The 16,458-nt window shown below is 69.5% G+C and carries 21 protein-coding genes; 15 read left to right on the top strand and 6 right to left on the bottom strand.

Features of this window, described 5'->3' with window-relative positions; all coding sequences use genetic code 11:
* Positions 1 to 217 precede the first annotated feature (217 nt).
* The 6 genes from QNO26_RS07010 (at position 218) to QNO26_RS06985 (ending at position 6,265) form a co-directional block, all read left to right on the top strand.
* Positions 218 to 2,359, top strand: a complete 2,142-nt coding sequence (locus tag QNO26_RS07010; protein WP_257531067.1) for a heavy metal translocating P-type ATPase — start codon at positions 218 to 220, stop codon at positions 2,357 to 2,359.
* A complete protein-coding gene (gene deoD / locus QNO26_RS07005; RefSeq protein ID WP_257531069.1) occupies positions 2,356 to 3,066 on the top strand; it encodes a purine-nucleoside phosphorylase in 711 nt (236 codons plus the stop codon). Before QNO26_RS07010 ends, deoD begins: the two co-directional genes overlap by 4 nt.
* Positions 3,067 to 3,252: 186 nt before the next feature.
* Positions 3,253 to 4,653: an HNH endonuclease signature motif containing protein gene (locus QNO26_RS07000; RefSeq protein WP_257531071.1), complete on the top strand. Its 1,401-nt coding sequence runs from the start codon at positions 3,253 to 3,255 to the stop codon at positions 4,651 to 4,653.
* Positions 4,654 to 4,726: 73 nt separating this feature from the next.
* The gene (locus tag QNO26_RS06995; protein ID WP_257531073.1) at positions 4,727 to 5,530 is read left to right on the top strand and encodes an alpha/beta fold hydrolase; all 804 of its coding nucleotides are present in this window, start codon (positions 4,727 to 4,729) and stop codon (positions 5,528 to 5,530) included.
* 131 nt (positions 5,531 to 5,661) lie between these two features.
* Positions 5,662 to 5,910, top strand: a complete 249-nt coding sequence (locus QNO26_RS06990) for a hypothetical protein (RefSeq protein ID WP_257531075.1) — start codon at positions 5,662 to 5,664, stop codon at positions 5,908 to 5,910.
* Positions 5,911 to 5,953: 43 nt separating this feature from the next.
* Positions 5,954 to 6,265 (top strand): hypothetical protein, encoded by a 312-nt coding sequence (locus QNO26_RS06985; protein ID WP_257531077.1) that lies wholly within the window; start codon positions 5,954 to 5,956, stop codon positions 6,263 to 6,265.
* Positions 6,266 to 6,278: 13 nt separating this feature from the next.
* Here QNO26_RS06985 and QNO26_RS06980 read toward each other — a convergent pair whose 3' ends face one another.
* The gene (locus tag QNO26_RS06980; protein WP_374679367.1) at positions 6,279 to 6,785 is read right to left on the bottom strand and encodes a DoxX family protein; all 507 of its coding nucleotides are present in this window, start codon (positions 6,783 to 6,785) and stop codon (positions 6,279 to 6,281) included.
* Positions 6,786 to 7,043: 258 nt separating this feature from the next.
* Here QNO26_RS06980 and QNO26_RS06975 point away from each other — a divergent pair, with 258 nt between their 5' ends.
* Together QNO26_RS06975 and QNO26_RS06970 are read left to right on the top strand one after the other, a co-directional pair.
* The gene (locus tag QNO26_RS06975) at positions 7,044 to 7,340 is read left to right on the top strand and encodes a hypothetical protein (protein ID WP_257638351.1); all 297 of its coding nucleotides are present in this window, start codon (positions 7,044 to 7,046) and stop codon (positions 7,338 to 7,340) included.
* Positions 7,337 to 7,699, top strand: coding sequence for a hypothetical protein (locus QNO26_RS06970; RefSeq protein WP_257531081.1), 363 nt, complete (start codon positions 7,337 to 7,339; stop codon positions 7,697 to 7,699). Before QNO26_RS06975 ends, QNO26_RS06970 begins: the two co-directional genes overlap by 4 nt.
* Positions 7,700 to 7,895: 196 nt before the next feature.
* On the opposite strand, the gene QNO26_RS06965 is transcribed toward QNO26_RS06970, so the two are convergent.
* Positions 7,896 to 8,366, bottom strand: a complete 471-nt coding sequence (locus tag QNO26_RS06965; RefSeq protein ID WP_257531083.1) for a DUF1294 domain-containing protein — start codon at positions 8,364 to 8,366, stop codon at positions 7,896 to 7,898.
* A gap of 219 nt (positions 8,367 to 8,585) precedes the next feature.
* On the opposite strand from QNO26_RS06965, the gene QNO26_RS06960 reads away from it, so the two are divergent.
* Entirely contained in the window at positions 8,586 to 9,173 is a 588-nt protein-coding gene (locus QNO26_RS06960; RefSeq protein ID WP_257531085.1) for a GNAT family N-acetyltransferase, read from the top strand.
* Between the two features lie 26 nt (positions 9,174 to 9,199).
* On the opposite strand, the gene QNO26_RS06955 is transcribed toward QNO26_RS06960, so the two are convergent.
* The gene (locus QNO26_RS06955; protein ID WP_257531086.1) at positions 9,200 to 9,358 is read right to left on the bottom strand and encodes a hypothetical protein; all 159 of its coding nucleotides are present in this window, start codon (positions 9,356 to 9,358) and stop codon (positions 9,200 to 9,202) included.
* A gap of 83 nt (positions 9,359 to 9,441) precedes the next feature.
* Here QNO26_RS06955 and QNO26_RS06950 point away from each other — a divergent pair, with 83 nt between their 5' ends.
* Together QNO26_RS06950 and QNO26_RS06945 are read left to right on the top strand one after the other, a co-directional pair.
* On the top strand, positions 9,442 to 10,362 hold the full coding sequence (locus QNO26_RS06950) for an AEC family transporter (protein ID WP_257531089.1): 921 nt from the start codon (positions 9,442 to 9,444) through the stop codon (positions 10,360 to 10,362).
* Positions 10,363 to 10,452: 90 nt separating this feature from the next.
* A complete protein-coding gene (locus tag QNO26_RS06945) occupies positions 10,453 to 11,004 on the top strand; it encodes an HdeD family acid-resistance protein (protein WP_257638350.1) in 552 nt (183 codons plus the stop codon).
* Between the two features lie 50 nt (positions 11,005 to 11,054).
* Here the strand turns inward: QNO26_RS06945 and QNO26_RS06940 are convergent, their stop codons facing one another.
* Together QNO26_RS06940 and QNO26_RS06935 are read right to left on the bottom strand one after the other, a co-directional pair.
* On the bottom strand, positions 11,055 to 11,204 hold the full coding sequence (locus QNO26_RS06940) for a hypothetical protein (protein ID WP_257638349.1): 150 nt from the start codon (positions 11,202 to 11,204) through the stop codon (positions 11,055 to 11,057).
* Between the two features lie 4 nt (positions 11,205 to 11,208).
* On the bottom strand, positions 11,209 to 11,973 hold the full coding sequence (locus QNO26_RS06935) for an SDR family oxidoreductase (protein WP_257531095.1): 765 nt from the start codon (positions 11,971 to 11,973) through the stop codon (positions 11,209 to 11,211).
* A gap of 119 nt (positions 11,974 to 12,092) precedes the next feature.
* Here QNO26_RS06935 and QNO26_RS06930 point away from each other — a divergent pair, with 119 nt between their 5' ends.
* The 4 genes from QNO26_RS06930 (at position 12,093) to QNO26_RS06915 (ending at position 14,825) form a co-directional block, all read left to right on the top strand.
* The gene (locus QNO26_RS06930; protein ID WP_257531097.1) at positions 12,093 to 12,578 is read left to right on the top strand and encodes an NfeD family protein; all 486 of its coding nucleotides are present in this window, start codon (positions 12,093 to 12,095) and stop codon (positions 12,576 to 12,578) included.
* Entirely contained in the window at positions 12,571 to 13,530 is a 960-nt protein-coding gene (locus QNO26_RS06925) for an SPFH domain-containing protein (protein ID WP_257531099.1), read from the top strand. Before QNO26_RS06930 ends, QNO26_RS06925 begins: the two co-directional genes overlap by 8 nt.
* Entirely contained in the window at positions 13,527 to 14,306 is a 780-nt protein-coding gene (locus tag QNO26_RS06920) for a glycerophosphodiester phosphodiesterase family protein (protein WP_257531101.1), read from the top strand. The genes QNO26_RS06925 and QNO26_RS06920 overlap by 4 nt, the downstream gene beginning before the upstream one ends.
* Before the next feature lie 138 nt (positions 14,307 to 14,444).
* Positions 14,445 to 14,825: an RNA polymerase-binding protein RbpA gene (locus QNO26_RS06915; protein ID WP_257531102.1), complete on the top strand. Its 381-nt coding sequence runs from the start codon at positions 14,445 to 14,447 to the stop codon at positions 14,823 to 14,825.
* A 4-nt stretch (positions 14,826 to 14,829) separates the two neighbouring features.
* Here the strand turns inward: QNO26_RS06915 and lnt are convergent, their stop codons facing one another.
* Positions 14,830 to 16,407 (bottom strand): apolipoprotein N-acyltransferase, encoded by a 1,578-nt coding sequence (lnt, locus tag QNO26_RS06910; protein ID WP_257638372.1) that lies wholly within the window; start codon positions 16,405 to 16,407, stop codon positions 14,830 to 14,832.
* Positions 16,408 to 16,458: the final 51 nt, after the last annotated feature.

The raw sequence follows: 16,458 nt of genomic DNA, 5'->3' as shown, positions 1-16,458 counted from the left end.
GCATCCGCGTGCACGCGACTCCCTGCTGGGAGCGTGCCTGCCGCAGGCCACGATGTCCAGCCGTCGGCCGTCCCTCCCCGTCGGGACAGGAATGCGAGGCGCGCGGGGGTCGTTGCCTTGGGTACCTCTAGGGGGTATGCGGCCAACCCAGGGAGTTCCCGGGCCGCTTCTCACAGGGAGATGCCCGATCTACTCTCGCCCTATCGGGGAGGACCTCATGAGCGACCCGCACGCGGAGCACCACACCGTCGATCACCAGCACGAGCGCGCCGGCGACCACAGCGCGCACGCGCACGCGGGGCATGACGCGCACGCGGGGCATGGCGCGCACGGCGGCCACGTCGGCCATGCCGGTCACGTGGGGCGGTTCCGCCGGCTGTTCTGGATCAATCTCGTGCTCGCCGTCCCGGTGGTCGCGTTCTCCGGCATGTTCGCGATGCTGCTCGGCTACTCGCTTCCGCAGTTCCCGGGGGCCGCCCTGGTCGCCCCCGTCGTCGGCACGGTCATGTACGCGTGGGGCGGCCGGCCCTTCCTCACGGGCGCGGTCGATGAGATCCAGAGCCGCAAGCCGGGGATGATGCTGCTCATCGCCCTGGCCATCACCGTCGCCTTCGTCGCGTCGTGGGGCGCCAGTCTCGGCGTGCTCGATCACCGGCTCGAGTTCTGGTGGGAGCTCGCCCTGCTCATCGTCATCATGCTGCTGGGGCACTGGGTCGAGATGCGTTCGCTCGCCCAGACGACCTCGGCGCTCGACGCCCTCGCGGCGTTGCTGCCGGACGAGGCCGAGCGTGTCGAGGGCGATCGCATCGTCTCGGTCGCGCCCGCTCAGTTGCGGGTGGGTGATGTCGTGGTCGTTCGCCCGGGCGGCAGCGTGCCCGCCGACGGCGAGATCGTCAGCGGCCGCGCCGACATGGATGAGTCGATGGTCACCGGCGAATCCCGTCCCGTCTCCCGGGGAGTCGGCCAGGCGGTCACCGCCGGCACGGTCGCCACGGACTCCGGGCTGCGCGTGCGGGTCACCGCCACCGGAGCCGACACCGCACTCGCCGGCATCCAGCGGCTCGTCGCCGACGCGCAGAACTCGACCTCGCGCGCGCAGCGTCTGGCCGACCGGGCTGCCGGGTGGCTGTTCTGGTTCGCGCTGGGCGCCGCGGTGGTCACCGCGACCGTGTGGAGCCTTCTCGGCGACCCCGACGCCGCGGTGGTGCGCACGATCACCGTCCTCGTGATCGCGTGCCCCCATGCCCTGGGGCTGGCGATCCCGCTGGTGGTGTCCATCGCGACCGAGCGCGCCGCCCGCGGGGGAGTGCTGGTGAAGGACCGTCTCGCGCTGGAGAGCATGCGCACGGTCGACGTCGTGCTGTTCGACAAGACCGGCACGCTCACCGAGGGGGCGCCCGTCCTCACCGCGGTCGCACCGGTGGACGGACGCTCCGCCGATGACGTGCTGGCGCTCGCTGCGGCGGCAGAGGCGGATAGCGAGCATCCCCTCGCCCGCGCGATCGTGCGGGCGGCCCGTGAGCGGGCACTGTCGCTCCCAGCTGCCACGGCCTTCTCGTCGACGCCCGCGGTGGGCGTCACCGCCACCGTGCGCGCCCGCGAGGTGCGGGTGGGCGGGCCGCGGCTGCTCGAGACGATCGGGGCGGCGGAGGTGGATGCCGCACACTCCTGGCGCGACGCGGGAGCGATCATCCTGCATGTCGTGGAGGACGGCACCGTCGTCGGCGGGCTCGCGCTCGCTGACGAAGTGCGCCCTCCGTCGCTCGATGCCGTCAGAGCACTGCACGCCCTCGGCGTCGAGGTGATCATGATCACGGGCGATGCCGAGGCGGTCGCTCGCACGGTGGGCGACGAGGTGGGCGTCGACCGCGTCTTCGCCGGCGTGCGTCCCGAGCAGAAGGCGGCGACGATCGCCGCGCTGCAGGCGGAGGGCAAGAGGGTCGCGATGGTCGGCGACGGGGTCAACGACGCACCGGCCCTGGCCCAAGCCGACGTCGGCATCGCGATCGGCGCAGGCACGGATGTCGCCATCGCGTCGGCAGGCGTCATCCTCGCGGGCGATGATCCTCGCTCGGTGGTTTCGGTCATCGAGCTGTCGCGGGCGAGCTACCGCAAGATGACGCAGAACCTCTGGTGGGCGGCGGGGTACAACCTGATCTCGGTCCCGCTGGCGGCCGGCATCCTGGCCCCCATCGGCTTCGTACTGCCGATGTCGGTCGGCGCAGTGCTGATGTCGCTGTCGACCGTGGTCGTGGCTCTCAACGCCCAATTGCTGCGGCGACTCGACCTCTCGCCGGAGAAGAGCACGCAGGCCGTCCTGTCAGGCCGTTCAGGTCCGCTCGCTACGGTGAGCGGATGAGCACGCACATCGCAGCCGAGCCGGGCCAGGTCGCCCCCATCCTGCTGTTCCCGGGCGACCCGCTGCGGGCGAAGTGGATCGCCGAGACCTTTCTCACCGACGCCGAGCTCTACTCGCAGACCCGTGGCATGCTCGGCTTCACCGGCACGTGGGAGGGCCATCGCATCTCGGTGCAGGGGTCGGGGATGGGCCAGCCGTCGATGGCGATCTACGCCAACGAACTCATGGAGTCCTACGGCGTGCAGACCATCGTTCGCGTGGGATCCTGCGGAGCGTTGACCGAGCGCGTCGCCCTGCGTGACATCATCATCGCCAACGGGGCCAGCACCGACTCCGCGATCAACCGCGTGCGCTTCCACGGACTCGACTATGCGCCCGTCGCGGACTTCGGGCTGCTGCGGGCCGCCGTCGCGGCGAGCGAGGCCGAGCCGCCGGCCTCCGCCGTGCACGTGGGTCCGTTGTTCTCGAGCGACCAGTTCTACACCACCCGTGCCGAGCTCACCGACCCGCTGGTGCGCCACGGCGTTCTCGCGGTCGAGATGGAGACGAGCGGGCTGTACACCCTCGCCGCGTACTACGGCCGACGTGCTCTGAGCATCTGCACAGTGTCGGACCACCTCGTCACGGGCGAGGAGACCACCGCCCAGGAGCGCGAGCAGACCTTCGGCGACATGATCCGCATCGCCCTGAGGGCCGCAACCAGCTGAGGGGCGCCTCACGGCAGGGTTCGCGGCGTCGCTTCCTCCACAGGCGGATGCCGGGAGGAGTTTTCCACAATCCAGGGTTAGCCTGGGGTTTTCGCCTCCCCAATGTCGGTGGCCCTCGTCACAATTGTGGGTATGACCAGCCGAGCGCCAGCCACGACAAGACGCGATACGCGGTCGCGTGGCGCGGTGTTGGGGGAGTTGTCGCGCACCCGCGCGCGCATCGCGGCACTGCAGGCGCAGGAGCTCACGCTGCTGGCGCGGGCGGACGCGATCGCCGCGGAGCAGACCGCGCGGGTGCCGTCCAGTGCCGGCCGGGAGCGGGAGATGCCGCTGCGCGAGATGGCGGCGGAAGTCGCCGCGGTGATGCGACGGTCAGACCGCGTGATGCAGCAGCGCCTGCACGACGCCACCGTTCTGGTGACCGGCTTCGCTGCGACCGTCGGCGCCTTGCGCTCCGGGGCGATCGACACGGCGCACGTGCGGATCATTCAGGATGCCGGCGCGCGCATCACCGACCCCGATGCGCGCGCCCGGTTCGAGCAGGCCGCGCTCGTGGTCTGCGAGCGGGAGACACCCGGACGGGCGAAGCCGATCATCGCGATGATCGCGCAGAAGCTGCACCCCGTGCCACTGGCGAAGCGTCATGCCGAGGCGGTCGCGGAGCGTCGGGTGTGGGTGCGCGATCTGGATGACGGGATGGCGGAGCTCGCGGCAGTGCTCCCGGCGGTGCTGGCGTACGCGATCCGCGACCGACTCACCCAGCACGCCCGCGAGGTCGCCGCCGCACGCGGCGCGGCGGCGTCGGCGAAGCGTGGGGAGGGCGGTCCTGCGGCCATAGCGCCTGTCCGGAATGCACCCGCGGAGAGCGAGCCGGTGACCCCGGAGTCTGGCGGCAACGCCCCGGCGGCCTCCGACCCGACGGGCACCGACGGTGGCGGAGCCACTGAGCCGAGCGGTTCCGGGGTGCCGGACAGCCGCACCACCGACCAGGTGCGGGCAGATGTGTTCACCGATCTGCTGCTCACCGGCCACGCCGGCGTATCGGCCTCATGTGCCTCCATCCCGGCCGGCAAGGCGATCACCGCGCATGTGCAGATCGTCATCCCCGACAGCACCCTCACCGGCACCGGGACCGCACCGGCCGAACTCGTCGGGTACGGACCCATCGACCCCGAGACCGCTCGTCGGCTCGCCGCCCGCGCGGCGATCTGGGAACGCGTCTTCCTCTCGCCGACCACCGGCGCGGTGCACCAGGTCGATGCCTACCGGCCGACCACAGCGCAGCGAAGACATCTCGATGCACGGGACGAGCACTGCCGATTCCCCGGCTGTCGAAGGACCGCCCACCACTGCGACCACGACCACACGGTCGACCATGCCCGCGGCGGGCCGACGGCCCTGACGAATCTCGCCAACCTGTGCACGCGACACCACACCCTCAAACATGCCAGTGCATGGAGCGTCACCCAGTCCCGGGACGGCACCCTGCAGTGGGTCAGTCCCACCGGAGAGACCTATCCCGACATCCCGCGGCGCGTACTCGAGTTCAGCGCCCTGCAGGTCGCAGCCGAAGCCGCGCCGTTCTGACCGCCGATCGGCCGCCCGCCTCCGCTCGCCACCGACGAAGCGACGCGGCAGGCGCGCACAGTAGGGTCGCCTGGTGCGGGAGTGTCAGAGGGAACTGCGGGTCGCCGACGGAACGGTCATCGCCTACTGCGTGATCGGTGGTGACAGCCCGACGGTGGTCATCCTGCACGGCCTGGCCGGAAGCGGCCGCGAGTTCCTACCGACGGCACACGCACTGGCACTGGCGGGGCGCAGGGTGATCCTGATCGACCAGCGAGGGCACGGCGGCAGCACCACGATTCCCGTCGACACCTCACGCCGCGCCTTCGTGGACGACGTGATCCAGGTGATCGATGCCGAGGCCACCGGCCCGGTGGACCTCGTCGGGCAGTCGATGGGCGCGCACACCGCGATGCTCGTCGCCGCGACTCGTCCCGATCTCGTACGCAGGCTGGTTCTTCTCGAAGGGAACCAGGGGAGTGGTGATGACGCCGAGGCGGCATCCCTCGGGGCGTTCTTCCGATCGTGGGCGACACCTTACGCATCACCCGATGCCGCGTTGACCGCTCTGGGCGACAGCGCGTTGACCCGGGCATGGATCGCCGACATGGATGTCCGTGCCGACGGACTGCACCCGCGATTCGACCCGGACGTGATGACTGCGATCCTCGAGACGGTGGCCGTACCGCACTGGGAGGAGTGGCAGCGGGTCGCCGCTCCCACTCTCGCCGTCTACGCGGCTCACGGGATGTTCACCGAAGCGCAGAAGCAGCAGTTCGTCGGACGCGGCCGGTACGCGACAAGGGTCGACCTCGCCTCGGGATCCCATGATGCGCACCTCGACGCATTCGACGAGTGGATCGCTGTACTCGGTGCGTTCATCGAAGAGGCCCGCTGAGCCGGGTGCGCGTCGGCAGCGCGCCGGGCGTGCGCGATGCCAGGGGTGGCATCGCCGATCAAGGCAACCTACGTTGGGGGGCGGTGACATGGCAGCCCGCCACTCACAGCCCGTGCGAGGAAGGATCGACGATGACGGATCAGCACCGCAACCGGCTCCTCTTCGCCACGACGCTCATGCTCCTCGGGCTGGGACTGGGTTCCGCACAGGCGTCGTCATCGCCGGGCGAGGCCGTCGTGATCTTCGGGGTGGGGGCCACCGCACCCGCGCTCGTCATCGCACTCCTCGCCTACGTCTGGACGGTGAACGACCGCGAAGACCGCGCGCGACGCGGCGTCGGCACCACCGGGTGGCTGCAGCCCCCTCCACGCGAACGATAGAACGACGGCACCGCGGCGGACGAGCGGTCGCTATCGTGGCGCCATGGCATCGGTGACGGATTGGATCTCGAGCATCGGCTCCCTCGTGGGCGCACTGACCGGCGTCGGCGCGCTGATCGTCGCCGTCCTCAGCTATCGAAGGTCCAGCAGTGCGCTCGCCGCCGACGCGCAGACCAGGGGAGCGGTGACCTCGACGCTCGACGCCGTCGAGGCGCTTGGGCGCACAGAGACCGCGATGCCCACAGCGCCTGACGACCACCCGTCCGTCGGCAGCGCGCAGTACAGGAAGGTGCGCAGTCATGACGAATACGCGTCTGCTCTGCACGACGCCCGCCGACAGCTCGAAGCGCTCTAGCGCCCGCGGCGTCTCAGCGCTCGTCCGCGTCCGGGCCGGCTCGATCAGCACGGGAGGCGATGACGCGGTCGCGCCACCCCCGCCAGGCGCCGGTCGACCAGAGCGCCCAGATGACGAGCAGCGGTTGGAACAGCAGACGGATGCCACGGGAGAGATCGGTGTCCAGCCCGAAGGCATCCGTACCGCTGACAAACTGTTCGATGTTGCCCGGGAAGATCGCAACGAAGAACGCCGCGGTGAGCCATCCGATCAGCACACGCTGCCCCGCCCACAGCAGCAGTGCGAGACCGAGCGCGATCTCGACGGCACCGGATGCGAGCACCACGAGGTCGACCGGGAGGGGCAGCCACGCGGGCACCTGCGCGACGAACGCCGCGCGAGCGAAGGTGAGATGGCCTACGCCGGTGAACAGGAGGAAGGCGCCCAGCATCCACCGGCCGATCCTGCGCGGGACGGTGTCGGCCGAGCTGTCCGCGGCGCGTGAGGAGGAGCGATCCTCGTCACGACCCGCGGCGCTCATACCGTCGCCTCATGATCTCGTCGGTGCACGATGAGAGCGGCGCACAGTGAAAGCCCGCGCCGTCGTGCGGCAACCCAGGGGGTCAAGAACGCAACGGATGCACGGCGACGAGGCATGGTGTCACCGTAGCGAACACCGCCTCGACTGACGACCCGCCCAGCGTTTGGGGGAGTGTCCTCGCTGCTCTCTTGTCGCCCGCTGCGGCGGACGCGCGCCGCTGCCTTGACGAGCAAGTTTCAGGTGGTCCAGAGTCTGGCCATGAGCACGTCGTCGAGGTCGGGTTGGGAGACGTTCTCGCTGGTCGTGCTCCTCGGGCAGTTGGGGGTCGGCGTGTGGGGGGTGGTTCTCCTCGCACAGGGCGTTGAGATCGCCCCCGGTCTGTTCGCAATGCTGGGGTTCTTCGTCTTGATCACTGCGGGGAGCTGGCTGGCCCATCGCAGCGATCGCCGGAAGAGTCAGCCGCCGGGGGAGAGGAGCGCCAGCCCGCTGCATCCCGACGCAGATTCCTCCATCAACGTCGATCCGTCGAGCGATAGGGAAGCGGCCACCGGATGACGCGTTTCGACCAGCGGCATTCCTCGGCCCAGCCGATGGTAGCCACGACGGCGGGAGTGCTGATCATGACGCCGCTCGCGCTTGTCGCGGTCGGTATGATCTGGTGGATCGCCGTGCCGGTGGGGCCGGAGGTGTGTTCTCTGGTCTTGCCCGGCCCACGAAACTGCTTCACCCATGATCGGCTGGTCGCTGCCACGGTGTGGACTGTCGTGATCGCACTCGCGTATCTCGCCGCGATCGTCGCGACCGTGCTGTCGCCTCACCGGCGGTTGTGGTTCGTCGGCGCAGGGATCGTTCTTATGCTGCTGGTGGGTGCTGCGGGGTTCGTTGCTGCCGCCTGGATCCCCACACTCGCGTGAGAGGCGGAGCCAAGCTTCCGCACAGCGCAGCTGTCAGCTTTCGGATTCGCTCGGGGGTCATCACTCGGCGGGGCAGAGGCGGAAGGGGAGCCACTGCGGTCCTGCACGCTTGAATTGACATAATGTGCATTATCGGTGCCCGCGTGATCTACGGAAGGAGCGGCATCTCCCGCTGGGCTTCGCTCGTCGGCATCCGTCAGATCGCTGCGACGGACGTGAGGAACGGCAGGTCAAGCGTCCCGGGTTCCGTCACCGCGACGTAGACGAGGCCGGCGAGTACGGCGACGTTGATCAGTACCGTGAACCAGAACACACGCCTGAAGGAACGCTTGCGCGTCTTGTGCCGGAAGACCTGCTGCGCAATCAGAGATCCCGGCCAGCCGCCGACGAGACCGACCGTGAGAAGTGCCTGCTCCGAAACGCGCCGACGGCCTGCCTTCGCCGCCGACTTATCGACTCCGTAGGCGGCGAAGCTCCAGGCGCTCATCACGAGGTAGAGCGCAGGGATCCACAGCGGGAGGTCGGCCGCAAAATACGCAACCGTGAACGCGGTCGCGAAAACGCAGAGGACTGTCCAGCTCAGCGAGGAAGGAAGCGGCTTGGACATGTCGCGGGCACGCGGACCGGCGACGTCGGGTCGTCTCGTTCGGGTTGAGCCGGTGGTCACGTGCTCGAGTCTAGGCAGACGAGCCACTCGTGATTCACCCGCTGCATGCCTCGTGACACCTCAGAAGCGATCCGTGAGCGCCCTTCAGAGCTCTGCTGGTGGGCGGAGGGCGCGAAGGTACCAGCGCCTGGCGTGCCGTGTGTCGGCGGCGTGGATGTCTCTCTTGTCCGCGCACGCCGTCCGCCGCACGATGTTCCCATCCACGCGAGGAGGCTGGCCATGGCGACGACGCACGAGATCAAGCCGCTCACCCTCGAGACCTACCCGGCGTGGCTGGCGCTGGCCGAGAAACACAACGGCGTCTGGGGCGGCTGCTGGTGCTCGTACTTCCACGGCGACACCGACGCGACGGTCAAGAACGACTACGACGGCCCCACGTTCAAACGCCGGCTGATCGAAGAAGGCGTCGCACACGCGGCGCTGGTGTTCGACGGCGACGACGCGATCGCGTGGTGTCAGTACGGCAGCCCGGACGAGCTGCCGGGCATCTACCACCGCAAGCAGTACGACGCCGGCGAGACGCGCCCCGCCCCGTGGCGCATCACGTGCTTCTTCGTCGACCGCGACCATCGCCGCGGAGGCGTCGCGCGCGAGGCGCTCGACGGCGCGCTGGGCCTGATCGCCCAGGCGGGCGGCGGCGAGGTCGTCTCCTTCCCCAACGAGCTTCCGCCGGGCAAGCGCACGTCGTCATCGTTTCTTCACAATGGAACGCGCGCGATGTTCGAGAAGGCCGGCTTCACCTTCGAGCGCCACATCGGCAAGAGCAAGACGGTGATGCGCAAGACGATCCCTGCCGCGTCGGCCTGACGCGCCGACGCCCGCGCTGGACGCGGTCAGTCCTTCGCACTCCGCGAACGCCGGGCGAAGAGTTCCGGTTCGTCGTCGGCAGCGTCATCCTGATCGGCGGCCTGCACCGCGATCGGTGGCACGCCGAGAAAGAGTGCGACGAACCGGCCCCACCAGCTCGAGTCGCCAGAGGTCTTCTTCGGCATGACCGCTCCTCCATCGCTGCGTGACTGCACGCTACCAGGCGCGCAAGGCCCGCCATGATCGCCCGGACCCCTAGGCTCAGAGGGTGCTGGATGTCGCCACCGGATTCGTCGTCATCGGAGTGGCGATCCTCGTCGGCTACATCATCGGCCGCATCGACCTGCTCGGCCCGCACGGTCGGCACGTGCTCAACCGGCTCACGTTCTTCGTGCTCTCCCCATTCCTGCTGTTCGTGGTGCTCTCGCAGGCCGACGTGCAGACGCTGTTCTCGGCGCTGCTGCCGGTGTCCGCCATCGCGGCGGTCGTCGTGATCGGGGTGCAGTGGCTCTTGGCGCGGTTCGTCTGGCGGCGGTCGACGGCCGAGGCGACGATCTCAGGCCTGTCGGCGGGCCAGGTCAACTCCAACAACATGGGCATCCCGCTGTCGCTGTATCTGCTCGGCAGCGCCGCCTTCCCCGCTCCCGTTATCCTGCTGCAGCTCATCGTCTTCACCCCGATCTCCCTGGCGATCCTGGATGCCGCGACCTCGGGCCAGCGCTCCATCCGCCGCATCTTCAAGCGCACAGCGACCAACCCGATCGTCGTCGGATCGGTCCTCGGAGCCGTCGTCTCGCTCACCGGACTGCCGCTGCCGACGATCGTGCTCGACCCCCTCCAGCTGATCGCCAACGCGTGCGTGCCCGTGCTGCTCATCGGCTACGGCATGTCACTGCACGGCCAGCGCGTGCTCGATGACCCACTGCGGCGTGCCGAGGTCGCCTCGGCCACCATGCTGAAGCTCGTCGCCATGCCGATGATCGCGTGGGCGGTGGGGGCGTTCCTCTTCCACCTCTCCCCCGGCGATCTGCTCGTCGTGACGGTGCTGGCGGCACTTCCCACGGCGCAGAACATCTTCACGTACTCCCAGCACTACGGCGTCGCCGAGGCGGTCTCCCGCGACACCATCCTGCTCACCACGGTGGGGTGCGTCCCGGTGCTGCTGGTCGTCATGGCTGTTCTCGGGTGACCGCTCCCCCGCGCGCCTCCCGTGAAGAATGGCCGGTCACGGGTCTAGAATGACCGCGTCCTCACAGAAACTTCTCAGAAAGGACGCACCATGACCCTCTCCTCACCCATCGACCGGCCGGTGCTCAACGGCATCCGCACAGCGCTCGGCATCAGCGGAGTGCTGGCTCTCCTTGTCGGCATCCTGATCCTGGTGTGGCCGGGTCGCACGGCGATGGTCGTGGTGGCGATCGTCGCGATCTACGCGATCGCAGCCGGACTCGTCTACGCCGGCCTCGGCATCTTCAGCGCTCAGAAGGGCGGATGGGCCCGCGTCGGTCACATGGTGCTCGGTGTGCTGTTCATCGTCGCCGGCATCGTCGCCTTCATCAACCTGCCCGCCGCCACCGCCTGGTTCGGCGTGTTCGTCGGAGTGCTCGTGGGCGTGATGTGGATCGTCGAGGGCATCGTCTCCCTCTCACTGCTGGACCTGTCGCCCTCGCGGGGCTGGACCATCGCCTACGCGATCCTGTCGATCATCGCCGGCATCGTGCTGCTGTTCGCCCCGCTCTGGGGCGCGGCCACGCTGTGGCTGCTCCTGGGGATCTCGGCCGTCGTGCTGGGCATCGTGCAGATCGTCCGCGCTTTCACCTTCGGCAAGTAGCCGCCACGAGGGGTCCCGGATCGTCTCCGGGGCCCCTCGTCACATCGGCATCAGCCGGCGAAGTCGGTGCGCCACAGCTGTGCGACGTCGCGATTGGCATCGAGATCCGAACGCGAGGTCGCGAAGACGGCGAACCCACCGTCCGGCGCGAGAGCGGGCCGGCCCACCGAGACGAGCGTGTCGATGTCCTGCGCCCGCACGGGGTCACTCCCCCGCGAACGAGCTGGTGTCGCCCACCAGGCGGGTGTGATCGGCGGGCACCGCGTCGACGGCGGCGCGGGCCACCTCAGCGGCGAACTCCGACACGTTGTAGAGCTTGCCGGCCGACTCCCGCCGCGACGCGATGGCGCCCGGGTTCGCCCGCTCGAGGAGCGTTGCGGTGATCGTGCCTTCGATCATGTCGCCGGACACCACGACGAACTCGATGCCCTTCGCCTCGAGCTCGCCGATACGCTCGCGCAGGGCATCCTCGCCGGCGCGCTTGGACAGCGCCACGACCTCGTATTCCGGCATGGTCGGGGTGGTGCGGATGAAGTGGGCCTGGTGGCTGGTCACGAAGACGACCCGGGAACCGGCGTGCAGCAGCGGCAGCGCGGCCTCCAGAACGCCGACCTGGGCGTCGCGGTTGAGCGTGAGCGCGTAATCCTCGGCCATTCCCGATTCCATGCCTCCCGAGGCATTGAGCACGAGGATGTCGAGTCCGCCGAAGACGCGCTCGACCTCCGCGAACATCGCCGCGACGGCGTCGCGGTCGGTGAGGTCCGCACCGACGACCAGCACCTCCACGCCGAGCTCGCGCAGCTGGGCGGCGAGCTTCTCGGCCCGGGGGGCCTTGTTGCGGAAGTTGATGACGACGTTCGCGCCGGCTTCGGCGAGGTAGCGCACGGTGTCGGCGCCGATGCCGCGGGACGAGCCGGTGACGAGGGCCGTCTTGCCGCTGAGCGAGCCGGAAGGCAGGGTCTGGGACATGGGTGCGGGCACTCCTTCTCGGGGTCCCGGAACGGGCGTCGCCGGGAAGGCGAGCCTATCAAGCGCCGGGGCACTCCCCCGGTGTTAGTGTTCCCTGAAGGACCGACGGAGGAACCGCCATGCTGCCCGATCTGACCCAGTACATCTGGATCGCCTGGCTGGTGCTCGCCCTCCTCTTCGTCATCATCGAGCTGCTCACCCTCGAGTTCACGTTCCTCATGCTCGCCGCCGGCGCGACCATCGGCGGATTGGGCGTGTATCTCTTCGGCGGACCGTGGTGGCTGCAGATCGTCGTCGCCGCCGCGGTGGCCGGGCTCCTCCTCTTCACGATCCGCCCGCTGCTGCTGCGCACGCTGCACCGCGGGCAGGAGCCCGCCCGCACCAACGTCGATGCGCTTTACGGCATGAGCGCCCGCGTGGTCGCGCCGTTCGTCGACGATCGCGGCTCGGTCCGGCTCGACAACGGGGAGACCTGGACGGCCCGGCTGCTCCCGGAAACGCCCGACGTCGCGGTCGGCGACCGCGTGCAGGTGGTCGCCGTGCGCGGTTCGCTCGTAGAAGTCGCCCCCGCTCCCACACGAGAAAGGACGTCGGACGATGGTTGATGCCGGCGCGTTCATCGGTCAGATCTTCGTGATCGTCCTGCTGGTGGTGCTCGCGATCTTCGTGATCGTGGTCATCTTCCGGTCGATCCGCATCATCCCGCAGGCCTACACCGGCGTCGTGGAGCGGCTGGGCCGCTACCAGCGCACGCTCAGCCCGGGCCTCAACCTGCTCGTCCCCTTCATCGACCGCGTGCGGCCGTTGGTGGACATGCGGGAGCAGGTGGTCTCATTCCCGCCGCAGCCGGTGATCACCGAGGACAACCTCGTCGTCTCCATCGACACCGTCGTCTACTTCCAGGTCACCGACGCCCGCGCCGCCACGTACGAGATCGCCAACTACCTCAGCGCCGTCGAGCAGCTGACGACCACCACCCTGCGCAACGTCGTCGGCGGTCTCAACCTCGAACAGGCGCTCACCAGCCGCGACAACATCAACGGCCAGCTGCGCGTCGTGCTCGATGAGGCGACGGGCAAGTGGGGGCTGCGCGTCTCCCGCGTGGAGCTGAAGGCCATCGACCCGCCCGTGTCCATCCAGGACTCCATGGAGAAGCAGATGCGCGCCGAGCGCGAGCGTCGCGCGACGATCCTCACCGCCGAGGGCTCCAAGCAGGCGCAGATCCTCGAAGCCGAGGGACGCCGCCAGGGCGAGATCCTGCGCGCCGAAGGCGACAAGCAGGCCGCCGTGCTGCGCGCACAGGGCGAGGCGGAGGCGATCGAGACGGTGTTCCAGGCGATCCACAACGGCAACCCCGACGAGAAGCTGCTGGCCTACCAGTACCTGCAGACGCTGCCGAAGATCGCCGACGGCACCTCCAACAAGATGTGGATCATCCCGAGCGAATTCACCGAGGCGCTCAAGGGCGTGAGCGGCGCGTTCGGCGCGCAGGCGAAGGACGCCGCCGCTGCGGCTGAGACGCTCCGCACGCGCGCCACCCGTCCCACTGCGCCGTGACCCACCCCTGGTTCGCACCCCGCGCGCCGCGGGTGCTCGCCCACCGCGGGTTCGTGCCGCCTGACGCCGAAGACATCGCCGAGAACAGCTTCGCCGCCGTGGCCGCAGCCCATGCCGCCGGCGCGGCGTACGTCGAGTCGGACTGTCACCTCACCGCCGACGGCGAGGTGGTGCTGTTCCACGACGAGGACCTCAGCCGTGTGACCGGGGATCCCCGCGCGGTCGCCGCGGTCACCCACCGGGAGCTCGACAGACTCATGACGTCGCGCGGCGGGCTGATCACGCTGCGTCAGGCGCTCGAGACCTTCCCCGACGTGCGGTTCAACCTCGACGTGAAAGCGGATGCCGCCGCGTTGCCGGTGGGGCGGATCGTGGCATCCCACGCCGACCGCGTGCTGCTCACAAGCTTCTCCGACACCCGTCGACGCGCCGCGCTGGAAGCCGCTGATCGCTTCGCGCACGGCACGCGCCCTGCCACCTCTGCAGGCACAGCGACGATGCGTCGCGTGGTGGCGGCCGTGGCCGCGCGGTCGCCGTGGGCGGTGCGCCGGGCGCTCGAGGGTGTGGACGCCCTGCAGGTCCCGGAGCGCCACCGCGGGGTGCGGATCGTCTCGCCCCGCCTGATCGACGCCGCCCATCGCGCGGGCACGGAAGTGCACGTGTGGACCGTGAACAACCCCGACGACATGACGCGCCTGCTCGACATGGGCGTCGACGGCATCGTGACCGACCGGGCGGATCTCGCCCTGCGCGTCACCGCCCCGCGGCGCCGCTGAAGGGTCGACGACCACCGCTTCGTGGCCTCGACGTCGAGGCCTGGGGATCGGCTGTGAATGCCCATCGCTCCGCCGTGGTTCGGAGTATGCGCACAGGTCGCAGCGTTATACCTGAACAGGCGACGAGAGGACCACACAATGGCAGACCGCAGTTTGCGCGGCATCCGGCTCGGCGCGTCCAGCCTACAGAGCGAGGACGGCGTCGTTTTTCATGAGCGGACCACTCACACCTACGTGTGCAACACGTGCGGCCGTGAGACCACCCTTCCCTTTGCGGTCGACGCCGAGGCCCCTGAGACCTGGGAGTGCCGCTACTGCGGCGCCGAGGCCGTGCTGCGGGTCGGCGACAAGACCGTGGAGGTCGACCACAGCGGCGACAAGGTGCCGCGTACGCACTGGGACATGCTCCTGGAGCGTCGCACGATCCCCGAGCTCGAGGAACTGCTCGAGGAGCGGCTGGCCTTCATCCGCGAACGCCGCGGCAACGGCCACGATGCAACGGCCAAGAAGAGCGCCTGACGACTCAGACTGATTCTGCGACGCCGGTCCCTGCGGGGGCCGGCGTCGTTGTTTCGCGGTCCGCACGACAACGCCGTGCGAGGTGCGCCCCGCCCAGCAGCATGAACGCCAGCACGCTTCCCCAGCCGAGGACCAGCTTCACCGCGGCACCGATCACCACCGCCGGAGTGAGGCCCGTCCGCAGCGGCACCTCGGTGACCATCGCACCCGCTTCGCCGGCAGGCAGCGCGTCGATCATGGAACCGTCGGGTGCGATCACCTGGCTCGTGCCCACCGTGGAGAGGTTGACGACCGAGCGGCCGGTTTCGATCGCCCGCATCCGGGCGAAGGCGAGCTGCTGCACGTTCTCGTCGGTGTCGCGGAAGTCGGCGTTGTTGGTCTGCAGCATGTAGACCTCCGCACCGTCCCGCGCGCCCTCCCAGATGACGTCGTCGTAGATGACGTCGAAGCAGATGGCCAGGCCCACGCCCACGCCGTCGACGTCGAACACCGGCGGGTTCGTGCCGGGGGTGTACTCCCGCTGGATGAGACCGATCAGATCGGGGACGATCGCCTCGAAGAACCAGCGATCCGGCACATACTCGCCCATCGGCACCGGGTTGCGCTTGTCGTGCAGCGCCGCCGGGTTCTCGCCCTCGGGCTGCCAGAGGATCGAGGTGTTGTAGACGAGGCCGTCCCGCTCGGTGGCGCCGTTGACCAGCAGGGGTGCGTCGATCCGGTCGGCGAGGCGGTCGAGGATCACGGCCACCGAACGGTTCTGCAGCGGATCGGCGTCGATCCCTCCCTCGGGCCACAGCAGCACGTCGAGATCCTCGTCCAGCAGCGGCTGCGTGGCATCCAGCTGCGACTGGAAGACGTCATATGCTTCGCGGCGGTCGAAGTAGCCGGCGGGCCCGTTCCCCTGCACGGCGCCGACCCGCATCGTTCCGGCCGGGGTGGTCGGGAATGCGGGCACGAGCAGCAGCACGGCGGCCGCGACCACCGTGGGCAGTGCGGTGCGCCCGTCGCGGTAGCGGCCCAGACGCACCCATTCGATCGCCGCCGCCGTGGCGAACACCATCAGGAACGTGAGCCCCGCCACGCCCGTCCACGACGCGATGCTCGCCAGCGGGCTCTCGGATTGACTCATCCCGAGGCGCGCCCACGGGAAGCCCGTGTACGGCCAGGAGCCCATGAACAGCTCCCGCGCCGTCCAGAGCCCCGCGATCAGCGCAGGCAAGGCCAGCAGTCGTCCCCAGACACCCGGGAGAACCTGCGGCATCCAGCGATAGGACAGGGCGATGGGGATCGACCCCAGCGCCCAGAACAGCGTCTCGAGCCCGGCCAGGCCGAACCACGGCAGCGGTCCCAGGTACCGGGTGATCCAGACGATGTGGGTGAAGTAGAAGGATGCCCCGAACACGAGGCCGACCAGAAGCGCGCCCCACGCCGTCCTGCCGATGAGCGACACCAGCGCGATCGCCACGCCCGCGAAGGCCAGAGGCCACCAGCCGACGTCCGGGAAGGCGAGGTCCAGCACCGGTCCGCCGACCAGCGCGGCCACGAGGGCGCCCCACAGCGGCAGCACCGGGCGGGGCGGGATGCCCGCTCGCGATCCGGAAGCCTGCGGCGCCGAAGCCTCCTGCGCCGAAGC

It is taken from the genome of Microbacterium sp. zg-Y1090 (assembly GCF_030246945.1).
In the GTDB taxonomy this organism is placed as follows: Bacteria; Actinomycetota; Actinomycetes; order Actinomycetales; family Microbacteriaceae; genus Microbacterium; species Microbacterium wangruii.
The sequence above is the reverse complement of the archived record's forward strand: the minus strand, read 5'-3'. Positions and strand labels throughout refer to the sequence as shown.

What these genes read in the sequence shown, in the direction of transcription:
- QNO26_RS07010 (WP_257531067.1), top strand. Translation starts at nt 218, where the DNA reads ATGAGCGACCCGCACGCGGAGCACCACACCGTCGATCACCAGCACGAG.
- deoD (WP_257531069.1), top strand. Translation starts at nt 2,356, where the DNA reads ATGAGCACGCACATCGCAGCCGAGCCGGGCCAGGTCGCCCCCATCCTG.
- QNO26_RS06990 (WP_257531075.1), top strand. Translation starts at nt 5,662, where the DNA reads ATGACGGATCAGCACCGCAACCGGCTCCTCTTCGCCACGACGCTCATG.
- QNO26_RS06985 (WP_257531077.1), top strand. Translation starts at nt 5,954, where the DNA reads ATGGCATCGGTGACGGATTGGATCTCGAGCATCGGCTCCCTCGTGGGC.
- QNO26_RS06980 (WP_374679367.1), bottom strand. Translation starts at nt 6,785, where the DNA reads ATGAGCGCCGCGGGTCGTGACGAGGATCGCTCCTCCTCACGCGCCGCG.
- QNO26_RS06975 (WP_257638351.1), top strand. Translation starts at nt 7,044, where the DNA reads ATGAGCACGTCGTCGAGGTCGGGTTGGGAGACGTTCTCGCTGGTCGTG.
- QNO26_RS06970 (WP_257531081.1), top strand. Translation starts at nt 7,337, where the DNA reads ATGACGCGTTTCGACCAGCGGCATTCCTCGGCCCAGCCGATGGTAGCC.
- QNO26_RS06960 (WP_257531085.1), top strand. Translation starts at nt 8,586, where the DNA reads ATGGCGACGACGCACGAGATCAAGCCGCTCACCCTCGAGACCTACCCG.
- QNO26_RS06955 (WP_257531086.1), bottom strand. Translation starts at nt 9,358, where the DNA reads ATGCCGAAGAAGACCTCTGGCGACTCGAGCTGGTGGGGCCGGTTCGTC.
- QNO26_RS06945 (WP_257638350.1), top strand. Translation starts at nt 10,453, where the DNA reads ATGACCCTCTCCTCACCCATCGACCGGCCGGTGCTCAACGGCATCCGC.
- QNO26_RS06935 (WP_257531095.1), bottom strand. Translation starts at nt 11,973, where the DNA reads ATGTCCCAGACCCTGCCTTCCGGCTCGCTCAGCGGCAAGACGGCCCTC.
- QNO26_RS06930 (WP_257531097.1), top strand. Translation starts at nt 12,093, where the DNA reads ATGCTGCCCGATCTGACCCAGTACATCTGGATCGCCTGGCTGGTGCTC.
- QNO26_RS06925 (WP_257531099.1), top strand. Translation starts at nt 12,571, where the DNA reads ATGGTTGATGCCGGCGCGTTCATCGGTCAGATCTTCGTGATCGTCCTG.
- QNO26_RS06915 (WP_257531102.1), top strand. Translation starts at nt 14,445, where the DNA reads ATGGCAGACCGCAGTTTGCGCGGCATCCGGCTCGGCGCGTCCAGCCTA.